Origin of the sequence: Sphingobacterium prati (assembly GCF_013167215.1) — a bacterium.
GTDB classification, from domain to species: Bacteria; Bacteroidota; Bacteroidia; order Sphingobacteriales; family Sphingobacteriaceae; genus Sphingobacterium; species Sphingobacterium prati.
Window position 1 is genome coordinate 1,245,101 of record NZ_JABJWY010000034.1, and the last position, 19,822, is coordinate 1,264,922.

Below are 19,822 nucleotides of genomic sequence, written 5' to 3' on the forward strand. Positions count from 1 at the left end.
CTTGTTGTATCCATCCTATTTTAGTCATTCTGGAGAGCGACGGCATAAATAGTAAAAAATAATCACTGCATTTTTGTCATGCGGTGTAGAATGGCACAGAAAGTGTATTACTTTAGATTCATAATTTAGGTTTATAATTGGTTAGTTAAAACGCTTGAATCTCCCCGGTTCAAGCGTTTTTCATATCACAGTTTCTGAGCTGTTCTCATTAAAATAAACGATACTATCCTCACCCGACGGTTCAACCCATTCAGCTACAAGTAGTTTTATAATAAAACCAATTGATTATAGCGGTCGTTCTTATTGAACAATCGTATTCGATTGTATTGGAAATTGAAAATGGAATTTTGTACAAAATTGGATTATCATGGAAACTGAAATTATCGAACTCGAAAAGGAATATTGGCAGGCAATGGAAAACCGCAACTTCGAAACCATTAAGCGCTTGACCCGATTTCCCTGCCTAGTGGCTGGAAAAAACGGAATACGCCAAGTTGATGAAACCACTTTTAAAACGATGTTTGATTCGAGCGAAGGCGTGAAATTAAAGGTGTTAGAAATAAAGTCAGAAGAATCACAGGTCATTCAGGGACAGACTGCAGTTATTGCCTATTTGATCAAAATGGAATATGCGACCAAAAGGAGAAAAAACGGCATTTAATTGTGCTTGTACGTCTACCTGGATCAAAGAAAATGAGAAATGGATCTGTGCGATGCACACCGAAACTGAATTAGCGGACTAAGGTGAAACTGGGTGTTTATCCAAAGAATAAAAAAAGGCTAGGAGATCAATACCTAGCCTAAAGAAAATACAATAATCTAACTATTTAAGGAATTCACCTAAAAAACCATTGTCGACGCAAGAAAGTTTTAAATAAAACAATTCGTCATACATACCGTTCTATATAACTATTAATAAAAATCAGTCTCAACGCTTCATTGCCTGACTGCGAATATGAGGGTGGATTTTTAACTCGGTCTTTGTAACGCGCCCTGATAAAGCATGTTATCCACTTTTTTGTAGACTTCCGGATCGTGCTTCTTAATTTTTATTTTAACATACTTAGATGCAGGCATATTACTTTCCTTGACTACATTATTGACCGAAACGAGCACATTCGTCTCTGGAAAATAAGTGGCTGTATTCTTTTCGGGAATCTGATAGGAAACAATAATAAATAGCGGCGCCACACGTTCGATACCATCGTCATAATTAAACAGATCCACCCGTTCACCTGCCTTCAATCCTGCCTTGTCGATATCCACCGGGTTCATAAAGATTACCCGACGTTCATTTTTGATCCCCCGATAGCGGTCGTCCAATCCATAAATTGTCGTATTAAACTGATCATGGGTACGCGTGGTGGCCATCATATACTCATCCTCAGCCAGGGTATTGTCTGGGATATCGGTCAGCGTAAACGGTGCCCGGCCGGCTAGATCCTTGGCAAAATACTGCTTATCACGCGCCGCATTTGGAAGATAGAAACCACCTTTTTGCCGTACCCGGACATTATAATTTTCGAAACCCGGAATACATTGCTCGATATCGTCCCGAATGGCATCGTAACTATCGTGATACCGTTGCCAGTCCACAACAGCCCGTTCGCCCAACGTAGCCATGGCCATCCGGCAGACAATCTGGGTCTCGTTGATCAAATTTTTGGAAACCGGTTCCAGCATACCTTTGGAATCCTGCACAACACCCATTGAATTTTCAGTACTGACAATCTGCAGCTCTCCATTGACAATGTCTTTATCACTACGACCATAGGTGGGTAAGATTAAGGCCTCTTTACCATGGACAAGGTGGCCACGGTTTAATTTCGTGGAGACAGCTACCAACAGATTCAGTTTGCGTAAGGCATGTGCCGTATAGGTCGTATCTGGTGTAGCCGACAGGAAATTCCCCCCCATACAAAACATCACCTTTACTTTTTCTTCGTGGATAGCCTTGATAGTCCGAACAACATCATAACCATGTTTCCTCGGCATCTTAAATCCATAGAAATTCTCGAGGCGATCCAATTGCTCATCGGTCGGTTTCTCATCAATCATCATCGTTCGATTTCCCTGTACATTACTGTGTCCACGAACCGGGCAGACACCAGCACCCGGAATCCCCAGGCTCCCCTTCAGCAAAAGGATATTGAGAATCTCACGGATCATATCCACGCCATTGGGCTGCTGCGTCAGGCCCATTCCCCAACAGAAAATAATACGTTTTTTAAAAGCTAAGGTAGCCGCGGCCTCGTACAATGCTTCTTTGGAAACACCCGAAAGCCGAGCAAGTTCATCCAGATTATAGTGATCAAACTGCTTTAGAAAATCTTTATATCCTACAGTCTTTTCCTCAATAAATGATGCGTCAAACACAGTCCCCGGGCTTTTCTGCTCAAACTCAATCAATAGAAGTTCAAGGGCTTTCAATAAAGCCATATCCCCATTGATTTTGACAGGGAGGTAGAGATCTGCCAACTGCGCGCCCCCATGAAGAATTGCACCGACACGCTGCGGATTGATAAAACCCATTAGTCCAGCTTCGGGTAAGGGATTGATCGCAATGATCTTTGCCCCATTCTGCTTTCCTTTTGCTAGGGCACTCATCATACGTGGGGCATTGGTACCAGGGTTCTGTCCAATAATGACGATCACCTCCGCATCGTAAAAATCCTCCAGCTTTACTGTCCCCTTACCGATACCTATCGTAGGGCGCAAGGCTGAACCCGAAGTCTCATGGCACATATTTGAACAGTCGGGCATATTGTTTGTCCCAAACTCTTTGGCAAATAACTGATAGACAAATGATGCCTCATTACTTGTTCTTCCAGAAGTATAAAATGCAGCTTGATCCGGTGATTCCAGGCCATTGAGATGCGCAGCTATTTTCTTAAACGCATCCTCCCAGCTTATCGGCTGGTAATGGGTCGCGCCCTGCGGTAAATACATTGGATCGGTAAGCCTCCCCATCTTGCCGATCTGATAATCATCCAGTTGAGCAAGATCAAACACACTGTTCTGTTTAAAAAACTCCGGCGTGACACGCTTACTTGTGGCTTCTTCGGCAAGGGCCTTTGCTCCATTTTCACAGTATTCTCCCAGTGCCGAACGTTCATCATCGGGATCAGGCCATGCGCAGCTCGGGCAGTCAAAGCCACCCATCTGATTCATTTTGAACAGTGCCCGCGTCCCGCGGATAGCTGCTTTTTCCTCAAATAGATCCCTAAAAGCCGCAATTACTGCCGGAATACCAGCCGCAAATTTTTCAACATGCGTAAGTTTGAGATCAAGTAGGCGATAGGGATTTTCCGCACTGGGCTCCTTTTTAAGTTCTTCGGCGATCCCTTTTTGATTAAATTCTTCCATAAGCCCTGTTAGTTAGCTAATCAACAAGAAAGACTAGGATTTGGGTAATTATCACTTTGGTCCTCTACCGTGTTATCAATACATGCAAAATCCTTTTCGACCAAAAGCTTCACTTGACCCACCTGTCCGTCAAAACCCACCGTTTCCGTTGCTGCCAGCTCCTCGATCATACGTTGAGGAATCCCTAGCACCACACTATTTTCCACAAAATCTGCAGTGAGCTCCTGGCCATCTATTTTTTCTATCTTATAAATCAATGGCCTGCCAATAAATGCCGTCACACTCGATACCGTACCATTTTCAGCCAACTCAGCCACTTCCGACTGCGTCAGGCGATATCTTACCGAATTATCTTTAATTCTTAGTTTCATTTTTAAATTATCTTACGTCAACTTACAATCCTGTATTTCCCCGACACCTGTATATCCCGACACCTGTATATCAGCATCAAACCTATTTCAATACCATCAACGGCAATATAATATAAAACGCTGTCTCTTTACACTTTTTCGATCCTACAACTGCGGCCCATATGATAAATATTAAATCGATTATCGCGGAGAAACCCCAACAATGTAATATCAAATTCTTTCGCTAGATCTATGGCCAGACTCGAAGGCGCCCCTATCGCTGCCACGATAGCAAGACCAGCCATTGCCGCTTTTTGAATAAGCTCAAAACTCGCTCTCCCACTTAATAGTAGTATATTGTCCCTCAGCGGGAGCCGGTCTGTGAGCAGAGCATGGCCAATTAGTTTATCCAATGCATTGTGTCTGCCAACATCCTCTCGGAGGGCAAGCAGATTTCCGTCCAGCTCGAAAATACCAGCAGCATGTATCCCCCCAGTAGCACTGAAATTATTCTGCAAAGCCTGCAGCTTCGCTGCGAGTTGATACAGCACCGCAACGGATATCACATGTTCTTCGCTGATTCGTGTATCAAATATGCTGACTGTCCGTATCGATTCAATAGAGCCTTTCCCACAAACTCCACAACTGGAAGTCGTATAAAAGTTCCTTTCTGCTTTCATCAATTGTGGTACAACATCCTCCGCCAGTTCCACCGTTACACGATTCTCACTATCTCTGGAACATGCAGATTCCGAATGCCGGATTGCCTTAATCTGATGATTGCCAGAGATGATCCCCTCCGTAAAAAGGAAACCCGCGGCTAGCTCTTTATCGCTGCCCGGGGTACGCATCGTGACCGATATATTTTTAAGCTCCTTCTCTCCATTCCGATGATATAATAATCCAATTTCAAGCGGTTCTTCAATAGCGATATCATCCACGCAGGGAAAACTACTCCCGTCTTTTAGTTTAACTATCTCGATCTTCCTGACCGATTTGTTTTCCTGTAAATCTGTTTCCATTTTACTAAAAAGTTAACTAAATAACCGCTTTGTAGATCAGCGAATAAATATATTAGGTTTCATGCGTATCTATTTCCATTTAAATTTACTAATATTTCATCAAAACAACAGTAGAAAAAATGCTTATCACTATGTTTGTCGATAATTCTGTGGGAAACTAAAAAATAGGATCGCTAATAGCAATGTACTATTTAAAATAAGTTATAGTGAATCATAAAGTGCGCCTGCAGCTGCTCGGAGCAAATTCGGATCGATTCTTTCCTTAAAGTCGGGCTGAATATATTCAAATCGTATTTTCGCTTTTTTGTCCAAGATAAATACCGATGGAACGGGAAGCAACATACCTGTGTTTTTTCCTCCACTTGCCTCGGGCAAAAATTTATGGTAGGCTGTCGGCGCCCTAAATACCAAACCTATTTTTTTTGCAAGCGACAAATCAGCATCTGAGAGCAACGTGTATGTTAAATGTCCTTTTTCAATACTAGCTTGAAGATTCTCTGGTTTATCCGTACTTATTGCGACGACCTGATACCCCAATCCGATTAGCTCTTTTTCGATTTCCTGTAAACCAGCAAGCTGGAGGTTGCAATACGGACACCATCCGCCCCGGTAAAATACCATTATGGTCGGTTTTTGGGAAATTAGTTTCCCTATGTTAATCGCCTCCCCCTTGACACCTGTCAGCTCCTGCACGGGTATCGTCTCACCGATCAGCAATGGGCTGATATCCTCTGCTTTTTCCGGAAAATCCTGTAATTTGTGCTCGCTCGGCTGGGCCTCGGCAGCGTTAACCATAAAAAAGGCTATCCCGAGCATCATCATTATTATTTTTCTCATTGCTAATATCTATTTTAATTTTGTTCATGTTTATCCCTAAAGGCAGAAATCGTATCTCCCGAATGCAGTTTAAAAAACCGGCTGAAATGTGCCGGACTGATAAACCCCAATTGATAGGCAATTTCCTTGGCTGATTTATCCGTATAATGCAGATAACGCTTGGCTTCCAGCATGATCCTTCGCTGTATAAGGCTAGAGGGAGACGGAAATTTCAATAAAGAAAACACATTAGAAAGCGTCTTAGGTGACTTATTGAGTTCCCCAGCGTAAAACCGAACTTCATGTTCGGTCTTGAAATTACCTTCCAGCAGCAGGTTGAATTTCCGTATCAGATCCAATTTTTCATCAGTAAGTAATACATTGTCAGCGGTCTGCGTTCTAGCCAGACGGGTGACACTAATGATAATTCGCTTGAGCAAGGTACGCAGCATCTCGTTTTGCATCCTGTCTCTGACCTGCATATCCGATTCACAAAACTGACCTGTCAATTGTATATCATCAATGTCCTGTTGCGAAAGCCCTATGAACATAGGATTACAGATGCCATAAAAGAGAAAACCCACACACCCTACCTCAGCATCGTGGTCAACAATACAATAGAACTCCCGGTTAAACTGCCAGGCGATCAACTGCTCAGGGCTTTCGAACCTGAAATTCTGGTTGGCCATTAATGGGAGTACAGTGTTCTTTGGAAAAGTATATTTTACCTCATCTATAAATGCCAACTGATCTTCCTGAAAATTAAACACGATGGAATTTATTGTGCTGTCACGCAAAATTCCTCCGTGGGTAAGAATAGACTCATCATTGCCAACCACGAACGTGCCTTTAGTCTTTTCATTTATATATTCTAATTTCATCCCTCTTCCTTTAAATGTTTCAGTTGCTATAAATTTAGTAAAGATATCTTTCCCTTCAACACCTGTTAGTTAAGCGTTACTTTGATGATCTGTGGCAAAGTAGTAAAGGCATTGGGATTTGGAACCTCCTGGATAGGCTTACTTTCTTCGAGGGACATACCTGGTAGATCAATCCGGATATTTGCACCAGGATATTGGTCTTTTTTCGTTCCATTGTCATATAAAGATAGCTGATCTGACACATCTCCCTTCTTGGTGGCATCAATCCCATTGCCCATAGTAGCAAAGAACCAATCATTGCTCAATCCGTACATCGTAGCGATCGCAATCCTGTCGCCTTTCTCCACATCCAGTTGTTGCATCACCTTACCTCCGGCGGTGCTACCTATTTTGGGAAGAAGCACGGTGCTTGCAGGCTCTTTCAGTACATACACTTTCTTAACACCAGATTTGGCCTCGAGCTTGGCGGCCAATATATCGGCATTGCCTGTCTGTGCCAGATCACTGAGCCCTTCGCCGCGGTCTTTCTCCCCTGCCTTATAGAAAGGATTTTCGTCCCCTCTGTAAACCACCACAAGCGCGGGGGAAAGTGGTGTAAAAATCCCGGTCAATCCACGCAGGTATTCATGCATTGCAGCATTGTCACCCATCTCGGCGATATTCGTAAGTCCGTTTGTGGCAGGTTGGCCTTCGGTATAAATTGGCATTTTTTCAAGAATATCTCCTCCTGGTGCATAGGAAACGGTCCAGACGCCCGGACTAAAAGGTGTTTCATTGGCGGTACCTTTACTCTTATTTTCGATCGTGAGCTTAAACTGTGAATTTCCCAGATAAGCAAGGGTCGCTTTCATCAATTGGGACACCGGCAGGTATTTATTCCCCTGGGCGTCTGTTCCGTTTACTTCGGTTATGTTACCCGGAATTGGCTCAGCTGTCCCTGGGTGTGACACGTTTGAACCTGGCGCTTGGTTGACACGCGTGCCGTTATCCCACAATTTGATCTGGGCAGATACATCTCCAGTCACAGGAGTGCCGTCAGCCTTATACAGGTTTATGCCAGGGTTTTCAGGTGCAAAGAAAAGGTCGTTGCTCCAGCCGTACATGGTTGCGAAAGAGAGGGACTGCCCTGCTCCGGCATAAAATTCTATACCAATAGACTGTCCTGGAAAGATCACCGGGGGTGTCCCTGTTCCCATAAAAGTTCCCGACTCCACCAGCGGCTTTGCATCCAAAACATTTTCAATGGTAATCGTATTGGTCTCTGCCTGTGGTAAGCTATCGTCGTTGCTGCAGGAAGCAAGCAGGGCAGTGCCGCCTCCAAAGAGAAGAGCGTATGCTGCTGTCTGTCTAATTTTTTTAATTGTGCTCATAATTTTTTTATTTAAGATCTACAGCAACAAAATTAGCGTCAATCATACGTTCGGGAAATATCGTCATTTCCCGAAGTAATGTCCAGATTTCCCGAATTATGAAAACGTTGTATGTGACATGCTGGAAGCGGGTCTATCCTCGTCACATTTCTTCTTACCGGAATTTTGGGTTAGTTTGCTCTGTCTACATTTGGAAAAACAAAATCTTATTAAAACAAAATCGACAAAAAACTGTAACAATATATAGGTGATAGTCAATTCAGCTCACTTTTACGTGGCTATAAATACAAGAATATCTATATTGCCCGAAGTATATTTTATAGTATCCTCAATCGTTGGATAAAAGATATAAATTAGTTTAACAACAACACGAAAAGGCTTTATTTTAACGAATGGAAGTGTTGAATAATTTATCATGGCAAATCTAAAAAAAAGCTTTTATCGAAAAATCGATCAAATCAACCAATGGCGGATGAGAAAAGTTTCCAATCGGAACTTTATCATCATCCTGGCTTTTGTGGTCGGAATTGTAGGCGGGGTAATGGCTTCAGTGCTAAAACGGCTAACACACTTTATTGCAACAAGTATCCAGAATGACATAGACTGGAAGGTCAAATATTCGCTATACCTGGTATTCCCTTTAATTGGTATTCTATTGAGTGTCTTTTTTGTCCGCAAATTTATTAAAGGCAAAAAGATCGAACATGGCATCACCCCGATCATTTATGCAATCAGTAGGAAAGGAAGCCGCCTTGATCCAAGCAATATCTATTCACAAGTGATTACCTCAGCCATCACCGTTGGTTTTGGAGGGTCTTGTGGACTGGAAGCCCCTGTGGCACTGGGTGGCTCATCAATTGGATCCAACATAGCGCGTTTTTTTGGGCTACAGTACAAAGAGGTCACCATGCTTTTGGCCTGCGGGGCAGCCGCTGGTATTTCGGGCGCATTCAATAGCCCCCTGGCCGGAATGATCTTTGCTATAGAAATACTACTACCAGAGTTTTCCATACCTGTATTTATACCATTATTGATATCTTCAGCTATGGCCTCAGTCGTATCACGACTGATGTACAGCGAGCCCCTATTTACGAACTTCAATTCCTATTGGCAAATATCTGCTCTTTTCTTCTATCTCTTCATGGCGGTATTGATCGGATTATTTACTATTTACTTTGCCCGTGTATCTGCCCTTGTCAATCAATGGTTCCGCAAGATCAAAAACCCGTATAATAAAGTTTGGTTCAGTGGTATATCCCTGGGTTTAATGATACTGATCTTTCCTGCACTATACGGCGAAGGCTACCTAACGATCCAACAGATCTTAAATGGACAATTTAATGCGATTGTAAAGAACAGTCTTTTCTCCGACTACCACAATATTGGATTTGTCGTATTTGGATATACCTTATTAACACTTTTTGGTAAATCATTCGCCGCGTTATTTACGCTCAACGGAGGTGGAAACGGCGGAGTCTTTGGCCCCAGCCTTGTCATGGGTGGTTTATTGGGTTTTGCATTTTCGTATGGCATCAACCTGACTGGGATGGCCGAATTAAATGTGCCCAACTTTGTCGTTGCCGGTATGGCTGGTGCCTTGAGCGGCATTATGCATGCGCCATTGACAGGAATATTTCTGATCGCTGAAATAACAGGCGGCTACACCCTAATGGTACCGTTAATGCTTGTATGTTCCATTTCCTATTTAATTAATCGGGCAGCGCTGAAGCATTCGATTTACACCAAAGTTTTGGCTGAATCTGGAGATCTGATCTCTTATGAGGACAAAGACCGCTCTGTCTTGAGCATGATGCGGATAAAATATGTGTTGGAAACCAATTTTGTGCTATTAAGGCCCGAAGAAACGCCTAAATGCCGGCAGTCAGATATCATTCACAGTAAACGAAATATCTTTCCCATTGTTAACCATGAGGGTAAATTTATTGGCCTGATCAACAGTGAATTTCTATTTTCGATTCTGCTGGGGGAATTAGAAGGATTAGATACCCCTTTTGAAAAGCTCGCTCAAAAGCCAAACGACATCGTGCTTATCAATGAAAATATGGAGTCTGTGATGGCAAAAATGAACAAAGATGACACCTGGATCTTACCGGTGCTCGGTCAAGAGAATAAGTATATGGGTTTTGTATCTAAATCAAGTGTATTTAATAAGTATCGTGCACTGTTGATACGCCAGGGACATTATCTTGAGTAATGCGCTACCCCAATACGCAATTCAATTCCGACTGAGCAGCCCACTTTAAAAGATACCGTGAGATATCCCCAAATAAGTAACTTTATTAAATAAGTAGCTTTATTATTGATTTTCCTATCTTAAAAAAGAGGCTAAAAAAATGTACAGAATAAGCTTATATAAAGTCAAAATATCATCTCGATAAGTCCAGCTGATATTTTGACATTAAATACGATATCGAAGCGATAAATTACGCCAAATTTCTGTGGCGAAATGCTGGTCCGAATCCATATGTTCAAAAAACCAGCTATCACCCCTTTTTACCAATTTTTGATCCGTTCCGTCTAGCAAAATTGGTACTTCGGTATCCTGTCTTGACAATGACTTTTTCAACAACACAAGCTGGTAATCCTGTCCTTTGTAGGTGAATCGAAATACCTGCGAACGATGCGGCTCTTCGTTTACTAAACTAATTGTGCCATCCATAAATATACACCTTCTTAAATTTTTAAATACGGGAATTATACCAAACCAATAACGCTATCAAAAGCATAACAATTAAAAGAATAAAGTGTTGACGACACCATACTTTTTTATAACGAATTACAATAAATAATCGTGCCAAAAGATATTACTTTTCCAAAAAAAAGTTGATCAACAATCCTTCCTCCCTTGTGGACACGCCCCCCTTCTTCATTCTCAGAACTGTAACGAACTGTCGTTAATTACATAGGTATTATTTTTGAGCAGCTCATATATTTCGGCCCCCGCCAGAATAACCGGTCCGTACCCATGTGCGGCAAATTTATTAACAGGACGGTAGTAATAAAATGCCGGATCGAACCCCATACCTGTCCCCACGCAGGTGCCTTCCACCTGCCCCTGGCTGTTGATTTTTGAGTGCACGGCATTCCATGCCTGCAGCACCGTCGGGCCATAGGCCTTTATATCCAACCAGCCGGCATTGATCCCTCTGGCGATGCAATAGGCATAGATTGCTGTTGCCGATGTTTCCAGATAAGAATCGTTGCGGTCAAGCAGCTGATGCCAGAATCCGGTACCGTGCTGCAGCGCCACAATACCGGCGACGTGTTTCTTGAATTGTGCCAGCAGCCTGCCCCGGGCGGGATGGCCCTCCGGCAGCACATTCAGCAATTCGACCTTGGTCAGCAGCGCCCAGCCATTTGCTCTAGCCCAGTGGAATGCCGGATGCGGTTCCATGCCCTCTACCCAACCGTGCAGGTACAGCCCTTTTTCGGGGATAAACATTTTATCGGCAAAGAGCCAAAATTGCTTCATTGCCTCATCCAGGTACCTACTGTCTCCGGTAAACCGGGTCATCTGCGCCAGGGCAGGCAGGCTCATATAGAGATCATCCAGCCAGAGCGTATTTGCCTGCGGCCTGTTCCGGGCCAACGTGCCGTCCTTCAGACGGAATTCTTTCGTCAGGATGTAATCTATATAATTGGTGATACTCGGTTTCATGTCCGTATGCGGTGTTCTGCCCTGCTGTGCCTTGATCATTGCTGCGCACATGGATCCAGCATCATCCAGTGCATGCGGCTGTACAACGGAATGCACCGGAGACCGATACCCCTGCTGGCGGGATTCGAGCTTTTGGAAGTGCGGCAATACCCTGCCGATAAATTCCAGTCGGTCGGTCGTATAAGCTGCATATCGGGGATCCCCGATCACCTCTGAGGCCCGTAACATGGCACCATAGGTAACACCCCACTCGTAGCTGATCAACCGAAAATCACCTTTCTTGAATACTGTATTGGTATCGATTTTAGCCAGATCCGTCACAGGTGTGTGGTCCGCTTTCTGTTCCAGAGCCATGGGCGTCACCCGATCGAGATACGCATACACCCGGTCTATGTCAGCGCGGATGCTATCTAGTGTCGTCTCACCGTACATCACCGGGTATTCGGGTTTCATCAGGTGCAACGGCGTGTTGGAATCATTGATATCTGCCTTATCTTTCTGCGAACTGGGTTGACATCCATATATAGCCAGCAAGACAAACGGCATAAGCGAAAATTTCTTCAGGTTCATCATGATAAAATTGGTTTTGTAGATCAGTTTATCAGACAAGATACGGCATCAGTCAGACATAACCGTTCTGTGGTGTCATGCTATTTAGCAGGCAACCTATTTTTCCTTAAAGTGTGACAAAGACTCTACTCCAACTGCTGTATAAGGATTCGATCTGGAGTGGACATGAGTGGCTTGTCAAGGGCAGAAGGCACCAACATGACGAAAAGTAACTTAAAGTTTTTTCTGCACAAAATAAATAGTAATTTCAGCCCTACAACCGATTATTCGAAATTACGTGGATAAAATCAATATAGTGCAGCGATGTTTATGTTTTCTGATAGCTTGTCTGATTACCATACAACTATCTGCACAAACCAAGCCCATCGCTCGTTTCAGCCATCTTACCACAGCAGAGGGCCTATCACAAAGCACCGTCACCTGCATCCTAAAAGATAAATATGGCTTTATGTGGTTTGGTACCATGGACGGTCTCAATAAATATGACGGTTACCAGTTTAAAATCTATAGAACCATACAAAACAATAAGAAGAGTCTTCCTAACAATCAGATAAAATCGCTGTATGAAGACCCCCATGGCGAGCTTTGGATCGGGACGATGGGTGGCGGTTTGGCCCGTTATGACCGGGACAATGATTCTTTTGAGCATGTCATAAAACCCCAAATTGGAAATAACAGCATTGATGTGAGCGTCAATGCCATCCTGGAAGATAGCAAAGGAAACTTTTGGGTGGGGACTTATTCCGATCTCTATTCAATGGACAAAAAGACAGGTCATTTGACCCGCTATCAGTTCAGAGATACCAAGGGGCGTGCTATTACGGCTGTTGTTACGTCTATTTTTGAAGATGACAGGCGAAATCTATGGGTAGGAACAGAAAACGGCCTTATCCTATTCAACAAAGAAACCCAGCGCAGCACTTATTTCACTTCGACAGGCGCCCGGGGCGCACTGAGCAATAATAAAATCAATGTAATAACACAGCATGGAGACGGGTATTTATGGGTCGGGACGTATGGTGGCTTAAACCGGTTCGATTACCATACCAATACATTTACCGCCTACAAAAAAGAACAAGGCAACAGCAAATCAATAAGCAATAATGTTGTCCTTACAATCGTTCCTGCCGGTGAGCATAAACTCTGGGTAGGCACCGAAGAAGCATTAGAATTATTCGATTGCAAAACCGGGGATTTCACACATTATCAGAACAATATCGCCGACGAGGAAAGCCTGAACCATAATTCGATATACGCACTGTTATTGGACAAGGAAGGTATCCTATGGATAGGAACTTTTGCCGGGGGAATCAATAAATATGACCTGAATCATACCTATTTCCAGCTTTTTAAAAATTTTCACGTCACATCAGGCCAGAGCACAAGCACCATTACTTCATTTGCCGAACAGGCTGACGGGGATATATGGGTGGGTTCCGATGGCGGATCACTCAATCTTTGGAAACGGGCAACAAATGAATTTATCCACTGGGATCCCAATGATAAAAAGGGATTAAATTCATTCTCCGTACTCTCTTTACTGACGACAAGAGATAAAAAAAGTTTATGGATCGGAACCTATGAACGCGGGCTTAAGAAACTAGACCTGAGCACAGGTACATTTAGCCATTTCTATAGCGGTAAGGGACCGCTCCAGTTGAGCAACAATACGATTTATGCACTGACAGAAGACCGACTTGGTAATATTTGGCTTGGAACCAATGGAGACGGAATCAACATCATACAGAAAAATACACCGGAGATCAGGAAACATCGCGCCGATGGACAGGCCCATGCACTAAACAACAACTATATTCGGGCATTTTATGAAGATGACAACGGCGATATGTGGATCGCTACCTATGGCGGTGGCATCAATATCTATCATCCAGCGGACAACCGTTTTACCTGTTACAACAGAGCAAACAGCAATCTCCAGAGTGATATCATCAATACCATTTATGGCGATTCTGACCGCAGCATCTGGATCGGTACGATTGGCGGTGGCTTGCAGCGTTTTGATAGACAGCGCAAGACATTTGTCAATTATCGTGAAGAACAGGGCCTGCCCAGCAATGTGATCAACAGCATTGTTGAAGACGATAATAGACAGTTATGGATCAGCACGAATAATGGGGTAAGCCGGTACAGCCTGGATCAGCATACTTTTTCAAACTATAACCGCTATAATGGCTTACAAGGAAAAGAATTCCTCGCAGGCGCAGATCTCAAAACGAGCAGGGGGGAAATTCTGTTTGGGGGCAACAACGGATTTAATGTTCTTCATACGGCTAATATCCGGCGAAATGTACACGCCCCTCCGGTAATCTTTACCGATTTCCAGTTATTTAACAAACCTGTTGTGATAGGCGCCGAAAACTCTCCTCTGACGCGCAATATCAATGAGACCGACGAACTGGCGCTGGACTATGATCAAACTGTATTCACCATTGAATTTGCGGCGCTCGGTTATACCATTCCCGAAAAGAACCAATATGCTTATCTACTGGAAGGCTTTGACAAAGAGTGGAACTATGTAGGCAATAACCGAAGAGCTACATACACCAATCTGGATGCAGGCACATACACGTTTAAAGTAAGGGCCGCCAACAGCGACGGGATATGGAACTCCAAGGAGGCGACATTGAAAATTGTCGTTGCTCCCCCTTTTTGGCGGACCGCCTGGGCATATTGCCTATATGGGCTGATCACCGCTGTTATACTCTACCTGCTTTTTCTGGAAATAAAATCAAGGGAAAAGCTTAAAAATGATGTGCTTTTAGAGCGATTAGCCGCGAAGAAGAATGAAGAGATCAATGCGATAAAGGTCAATTTCTTTACCAATATCTCACATGAATTACGCACTCCCCTTTCATTGATCCTGGATCCGCTCCGAAAAATCATCCATCAGGACATCAGCATGGATCAGGTGAAGACCTACAGCAGGCTCGTGTACAAAAATGCAGACCGCTTGCTCAACCTGGTCAATCAGCTCCTGGATTTTAGACGGCTGGAAACTGGGGCTGCATCATTCAAAGCGCATACTGTAAACGTGGTCGAATTGATCAACGAAATATGCGAAGCTTTTAAAGAACGTGCCCAGGTACGGGAGATAGACTTTTCTATCCGCTATGCCAGCTCTGTCATACGGCTTTCCATTGATGAAGATAAGTTTGAGAAAATTCTTTCCAATCTGCTCTCCAATGCATTTAAGTTTACACCAAACGGAGGAAAGATCGACGTAGTGGTAGAACGAAGTGAAACTGTCGTCGAAATCCATGTCATCGATAATGGCATTGGAATTCCGGAAGCAGACAGGGAACGTATTTTTGAAATATTCTACAAAGTAGATGGGGTACATCCTTATGAAAACAAGTCATCCGGCATCGGTCTGGCTTTGACCAAGGAGCTTGTCGAATTGCATGGCGGAAAAATAACGGTTCAGAGTGAAGTCGGCCGGGGTTCGGACTTTACCGTCCATCTAGCTACCCAAGGCACGATATTGCAGGATAAGGACGATGCTTTTGTCGCGCGGTATGAAGAATTGCTGTCGCCCCTGTTCGGTCAGGAAACAGAACAGATACAGGCTATCGAAACAGATACCCATCTAAAAGAAGACCGGCCGATCGTGCTGTTGATTGAGGATAATCCCGACCTACAGGCCTATATCCGTCACGAGCTGTCGGCATATTTTGAAATTCTGAGCGCCACCAATGGACTTGATGGTCTGGAACTCGCCAGACAGTCTGTTCCTGACCTGGTAGTCAGCGATATTATGATGCCCAAAATGAATGGTCTGCAGGTCTGTCAGGAACTCAAAGCAGATGAACGCACCAGCCACATTCCAATTGTTTTACTGACGGCCAAGCAAACCGACGACAATAAGATCGAAGGGTATACACATGGTGCGGATGCCTATATTCCAAAACCCTTTGCGATGGATCTATTGATTGCACGCATCACTAACCTGCTCCTCTCAAGAAGAAAATTACGGGAGCGATTTGACAATGCAAACAGGCAGGATACATCCGGCAAATTACCGGAGCTGAACAGCCTTGGCGCGATCGACCGTGACTTTTTGCAGAAAGTAGAACATCTGGTGGAAGAAAACCTGAACAATAAAGAATTTAATATTGATCTGTTAGCTGAGCTGCTGCATATGAGCAGACGTCAGCTATACCGCAAGATAAAAGCCCTGACAAATCAGGGCGTACAGGAATACATAGTGAGCATCAGTCTCAAACATGCGCGCAATATGCTCCTCACAGGCAACTATACCATTGCCGAAATCGCTTATTTGGTCGGTTTCTCAGAACCCTCAAATTTTAGCAGGTCATTTTCCAAATATTTTGGAATGAGTCCCAAAAACTATCTTGAATGGGCTGAAAAGCAAAATAATTAGCTTTTGGCATTCGCTGATATGCTTTTGGCACGCACTGATAATTACTTTTTTCACATTTAAGTCTAATATTGGCTATTGACGGCCGGGCGTCCGGTCAGGCCGTCTAAGGCATAACTAATTATAGTGTGAATGGAAAAAAAACGTAAACAGTATTGTACATGATCAGATCTGTACGCCAATTATTTTATCAAAAATTTAAATAACCAATTTTATATGATCTCAAAGTTATTATCTAAGCCGATCGGTCTGATCTGGCTTGTGAGTGCGCCTGCCTTGTTAACGGCGCAGGTAGCAAATAAAAAAGTGGATGGTATTGTCAAGAATGAGTCGGGCATGGTATTGTCCGGCGTGTCGGTCAAGGTAAAGGACGGTACTGCTACCGCTGTGACCGATCGTTTCGGGCATTATCAGATCAACGCTGCTCCTACAGACGTACTGATATTCTCCTATATCGGTATGCAGACATCGCAAGTACCTGTCGGAAATCAGGCATTGGTCAATGTCACCCTGACTTCTGCTGCTACGCAGCTAGAAGATGTCGTCGTCGTGGGCTACGGTACTATGAGGCGTGCCGACGTCACCTCTTCGATCTCATCCGTAAGTGCAGAAGCCATAAAGGACCTGCCAGTTGCAGGTGCTGATCAAATGCTGCAGGGGAAAGTCGCGGGGGTAAGTGTTTCGGCCAATGGTGGCCAGCCCGGAGGAGGAATATCCGTACGCGTAAGGGGACTGACATCCATCAATGGAAACGAACCGCTCTATGTGATAGACGGTATTATCGTCCCTACCGGAAAAAGCACCATCGCACAGGATAAACTTGGAGGAATGGCCGGTTCTACCTCCCAAAGCGGAATTGCAGGGATTAACCCCAATGATATTGAAAAAATAGATATCCTCAAGGACGCTTCCGCACAGGCCATCTACGGTTCCCGTGGAGCCAATGGCGTAGTACTGATTACCACAAAACGCGGAAAAGCCGGCGAAGGAAAGGTAAGCTATGATATGTATTATGGCGAATCAAAAGTCCCTACCCGTCTTGATCTGATGAACTTAAGCCAGTTTGCACAGTATAACAATCAGGTATTGCAGGAAATCAGTAAAGTTACCGGAAATCCCTATACACCTATCGGAGAATATCAGCGTCCGGAAGTCCTGGGAGAAGGAACCAACTGGCAAGATGCCATCTTTCAGAAAGGCAAGATGCAGAATCATCAATTAAGTTTTTCGGGAGGAAGTGAAAAGACAACCTATTATTTGGGTTTAAATTACTTTAAACAGGACGGTACGATCATCAACTCCGGATTTGACAGGTTGTCCCTGCGGTTTAACCTTGACCACCAGATCAAAAGCTGGCTGAAGGTCGGTATCAGCAGCAGCACCGCCCGCACCAATCAAAAAACCACATTGACCAACGGATCTGATGCCATCGTCAACGTTGCCGCTTTCAATAGTCCAGCCGCCCCGATCTTTGGACTGAACGGAGATTTTGCACCACCGGTATCCATAGGAGGCTATGCTTTTGGGAACCCCGTCAATCCTGTGGCACTGGCACAGTTGCGCCAAAATACAGGCGATCAGTTCAAAGCCTTTGGAAGTGTCTACGGAGAGTTGATTTTTACCAAGTTTTTAACCATGCGAAATGAGGTCAACTACGACGTTACAAACGATAATAACATGTCTTTCCAGCCCTCCCTTTCATCGGGCGGGACGACAATACTCGCGCCAAGTAAAATCGTCGAACAACGCAATCCCAGCTACTACTGGGCATTAAGGAATTACCTGAACTACAACCAATCCTTTGGTCAACATAACATCAATGCACAGATCGGACATGAAGCCCAGGCCTCCTATTATGACAATATATTGGCTTCACGGCAAAATCTGGCCCTCAATATACCGTCTATTGCAGCAGGTGAACAGGAAAACCAGGTCATCGAAGGAGGCAAAGGAGACTGGGCCATGGAGTCCTATTTCCTGAGAGCCGGTTACGCGTACGACAACCGCTACTCTGTTAATCTCTCCCTGAGACGTGACGGCTCCTCCAACTTTGGACCGGACCGTAAGCTAGGCTACTTCCCTGCGGCCTCCGTGGGATGGACAGTTACAAATGAAAAGTTTGCCAAAAATCTCAAGGTATTGAATTACCTGAAAGTACGTGCCGGAGTCGGAGCTGTGGGCAGTTCAAATGTCGGCGGGGCAAGCTATGCAACCAATATCCGTCTATTCGCCACCGGCCCCTTTGGCGCGGGCGGCGTACCCGACAATGTCGGCAATCCGGCACTCGGCTGGGAATCTGTCACTACCTACAACGGTGGATTTGATGCCGGTTTCCTCAATGGACGCCTGGATGTCACCTTCGATATCTATAAAAAGATCACCTCAGACATGCTGATGGCAACCCGACTGCCCAAATATACAGGCATAGGGACGGAATGGAATGATATCAAATCGCCCAATGTCAATGCAGGCCGGATGACAAATACCGGATTTGACATCGGTATATCTTCTACCAATATCAATAAAAATGGCTTCACATGGAAAACAAACCTTGTGCTATCCCATTATAAAAATCGTCTGGACAAACTAAACAGCGACCAGGCCGACCTGATGCGTTATACGGAATATAGCAATGCCGTTATCCTGACCCGTACCGTTCCGGGAGGACCTATTGGTCGCTTTTATGGGTTTATTTCGGACGGTTTGTTTACTTCTGAAGATGATCTGCACAACCATGCGAATCAAGGCCAAGCTATTGGTTCAAAAGGCTTATGGCTGGGCGATGTCAAATATCGCGATCTCGACGGGAATAATGTCATCAATGATGGAGACATGACCTATATAGGAGATCCTAATCCAAACTTTACATTCGGATTAACCAACTCGTTCAAATATAAAGGATTTGACTTATCTGTTTTCCTGCAAGGATCTCAAGGTAATGATATCCTAAATTATACCAAGAGATCATTGGAAACACCGGTCAATGTATACTGGAATCAATTGCAGACCTCCTTGACAGATCGCTATTCCGAATTGTTCAATACCAATGGTACTGTACCCCGATACAATCAGTGGCATCAAGATAATAAACGTGTGTCAAGCCGTTTTGTCGAAGATGGCTCATACCTACGGATACAAAATATTACCCTCGGCTATAATTTGCCCGCAGCCTGGATCAACAGAATCAAAATGCAGGCCGCACGGATTTATATCTCAGGACAGAATATCTACACCTTTACAAAATACAGTGGATACGATCCAGAATTAGGTTCCTACAACAATGACGCGCTGATGCAGAATATTGACCTGGGCAATTATCCCAATCCGAGAACCTTTACGATCGGTGCTAATATAACTTTTTAAACCATT

At 44.1% G+C, this 19,822-nt stretch carries 12 protein-coding genes; 4 read left to right on the top strand and 8 right to left on the bottom strand.

The window, feature by feature from the left end:
- The first annotated feature begins 367 nt into the window (after positions 1–367).
- Positions 368–661 (top strand): DUF4440 domain-containing protein, encoded by a 294-nt coding sequence (locus HPC41_RS15370; protein WP_216660771.1) that lies wholly within the window; start codon positions 368–370, stop codon positions 659–661.
- A 308-nt stretch (positions 662–969) separates the two neighbouring features.
- On the opposite strand, the gene HPC41_RS15375 is transcribed toward HPC41_RS15370, so the two are convergent.
- The 6 genes from HPC41_RS15375 to HPC41_RS15400 form a co-directional block, all read right to left on the bottom strand.
- Positions 970–3,366, bottom strand: a complete 2,397-nt coding sequence (locus tag HPC41_RS15375; protein WP_172394829.1) for an FdhF/YdeP family oxidoreductase — start codon at positions 3,364–3,366, stop codon at positions 970–972.
- Between the two features lie 20 nt (positions 3,367–3,386).
- Positions 3,387–3,737 carry a DUF7009 family protein gene (locus tag HPC41_RS15380; protein WP_172394830.1) on the bottom strand — a complete coding sequence of 117 codons (351 nt, stop codon included), beginning with the start codon at positions 3,735–3,737 and terminating at the stop codon, positions 3,387–3,389.
- A gap of 128 nt (positions 3,738–3,865) precedes the next feature.
- Entirely contained in the window at positions 3,866–4,738 is an 873-nt protein-coding gene (gene fdhD, locus HPC41_RS15385) for a formate dehydrogenase accessory sulfurtransferase FdhD (protein WP_172394831.1), read from the bottom strand.
- 201 nt (positions 4,739–4,939) lie between these two features.
- Positions 4,940–5,575, bottom strand: a complete 636-nt coding sequence (locus tag HPC41_RS15390; protein WP_216660772.1) for a peroxiredoxin-like family protein — start codon at positions 5,573–5,575, stop codon at positions 4,940–4,942.
- A 14-nt stretch (positions 5,576–5,589) separates the two neighbouring features.
- Positions 5,590–6,435, bottom strand: a complete 846-nt coding sequence (locus tag HPC41_RS15395) for an AraC family transcriptional regulator (RefSeq protein ID WP_172394832.1) — start codon at positions 6,433–6,435, stop codon at positions 5,590–5,592.
- A gap of 65 nt (positions 6,436–6,500) precedes the next feature.
- The gene (locus tag HPC41_RS15400) at positions 6,501–7,805 is read right to left on the bottom strand and encodes a spondin domain-containing protein (protein ID WP_216660773.1); all 1,305 of its coding nucleotides are present in this window, start codon (positions 7,803–7,805) and stop codon (positions 6,501–6,503) included.
- A 415-nt stretch (positions 7,806–8,220) separates the two neighbouring features.
- Here HPC41_RS15400 and HPC41_RS15405 point away from each other — a divergent pair, with 415 nt between their 5' ends.
- On the top strand, positions 8,221–10,020 hold the full coding sequence (locus tag HPC41_RS15405) for a chloride channel protein (protein WP_172394833.1): 1,800 nt from the start codon (positions 8,221–8,223) through the stop codon (positions 10,018–10,020).
- Positions 10,021–10,224: 204 nt separating this feature from the next.
- Here HPC41_RS15405 and HPC41_RS15410 read toward each other — a convergent pair whose 3' ends face one another.
- Positions 10,225–10,485, bottom strand: coding sequence for a hypothetical protein (locus tag HPC41_RS15410; protein WP_172394834.1), 261 nt, complete (start codon positions 10,483–10,485; stop codon positions 10,225–10,227).
- Between the two features lie 213 nt (positions 10,486–10,698).
- Positions 10,699–12,057, bottom strand: coding sequence for a glycoside hydrolase family 88/105 protein (locus HPC41_RS15415; protein ID WP_172394835.1), 1,359 nt, complete (start codon positions 12,055–12,057; stop codon positions 10,699–10,701).
- 292 nt (positions 12,058–12,349) lie between these two features.
- Here HPC41_RS15415 and HPC41_RS15420 point away from each other — a divergent pair, with 292 nt between their 5' ends.
- Both HPC41_RS15420 and HPC41_RS15425 read left to right on the top strand, forming a co-directional pair.
- Positions 12,350–16,456: a hybrid sensor histidine kinase/response regulator transcription factor gene (locus HPC41_RS15420; protein ID WP_216660774.1), complete on the top strand. Its 4,107-nt coding sequence runs from the start codon at positions 12,350–12,352 to the stop codon at positions 16,454–16,456.
- Between the two features lie 213 nt (positions 16,457–16,669).
- Positions 16,670–19,816 carry a SusC/RagA family TonB-linked outer membrane protein gene (locus HPC41_RS15425; RefSeq protein ID WP_172394837.1) on the top strand — a complete coding sequence of 1,049 codons (3,147 nt, stop codon included), beginning with the start codon at positions 16,670–16,672 and terminating at the stop codon, positions 19,814–19,816.
- Positions 19,817–19,822: the final 6 nt, after the last annotated feature.

Bases quoted from the DNA above. Each gene is read 5' to 3' on its own strand.
- HPC41_RS15370 (WP_216660771.1), top strand. From the start codon at position 368: ATGGAAACTGAAATTATCGAACTCGAAAAGGAATATTGGCAGGCAATG.
- HPC41_RS15375 (WP_172394829.1), bottom strand. From the start codon at position 3,366: ATGGAAGAATTTAATCAAAAAGGGATCGCCGAAGAACTTAAAAAGGAG.
- HPC41_RS15380 (WP_172394830.1), bottom strand. From the start codon at position 3,737: ATGAAACTAAGAATTAAAGATAATTCGGTAAGATATCGCCTGACGCAG.
- fdhD (WP_172394831.1), bottom strand. From the start codon at position 4,738: ATGGAAACAGATTTACAGGAAAACAAATCGGTCAGGAAGATCGAGATA.
- HPC41_RS15390 (WP_216660772.1), bottom strand. From the start codon at position 5,575: ATGAGAAAAATAATAATGATGATGCTCGGGATAGCCTTTTTTATGGTT.
- HPC41_RS15395 (WP_172394832.1), bottom strand. From the start codon at position 6,435: ATGAAATTAGAATATATAAATGAAAAGACTAAAGGCACGTTCGTGGTT.
- HPC41_RS15400 (WP_216660773.1), bottom strand. From the start codon at position 7,805: ATGAGCACAATTAAAAAAATTAGACAGACAGCAGCATACGCTCTTCTC.
- HPC41_RS15405 (WP_172394833.1), top strand. From the start codon at position 8,221: ATGGCAAATCTAAAAAAAAGCTTTTATCGAAAAATCGATCAAATCAAC.
- HPC41_RS15410 (WP_172394834.1), bottom strand. From the start codon at position 10,485: ATGGATGGCACAATTAGTTTAGTAAACGAAGAGCCGCATCGTTCGCAG.
- HPC41_RS15415 (WP_172394835.1), bottom strand. From the start codon at position 12,057: ATGATGAACCTGAAGAAATTTTCGCTTATGCCGTTTGTCTTGCTGGCT.
- HPC41_RS15425 (WP_172394837.1), top strand. From the start codon at position 16,670: ATGATCTCAAAGTTATTATCTAAGCCGATCGGTCTGATCTGGCTTGTG.